The organism is Vibrio sp. L85, from assembly GCF_963871815.1.
In the GTDB taxonomy this organism is placed as follows: Bacteria; Pseudomonadota; Gammaproteobacteria; order Enterobacterales; family Vibrionaceae; genus Vibrio; species Vibrio harveyi.
In genome coordinates, this window is sequence record NZ_CAWMYL010000259.1 from 1 (window position 1) to 363 (window position 363).

A 363-nucleotide genomic window follows, 5' to 3' on the forward strand; every position below is an offset into this window, starting at 1 on the left:
AGACACGGATTCTCTTGATGTCGTTCGTGTGAATGATGCACCGACCATCGATGTCACAGCGGTTGATAGCGTAACTGAAGATGCGGTATCTACCGACACAGTAGTGGCAACACTCGTTGTTGCTGATACAGATACACCTGCGGATCAATTGACCGTTCAGCTAGAAAACAACGCTGATGGCTATTTCGTGCTCGATGGTGAGCAAGTTAAGTTGACCGACAAAGGTGTCGAAGCGGTTAATAATGACCAGCTTGACCTAACTACCTTGTCTGTTAGTGCTTCGGTATCAGATGGTGTGAATCCGAAAGTAACAGGCACGGATTCGTTGGACGTGGTTCGCGTAAACGACGCGCCGACCATCGA

General features: G+C 48.8%; 1 protein-coding gene. It reads left to right on the forward strand.

Going from position 1 to position 363, the window contains the following annotated elements:
- The coding region (locus AACR11_RS29240) for a hypothetical protein (RefSeq protein ID WP_139374637.1) at nt 1–363 on the forward strand (363 nt) is incomplete at both ends.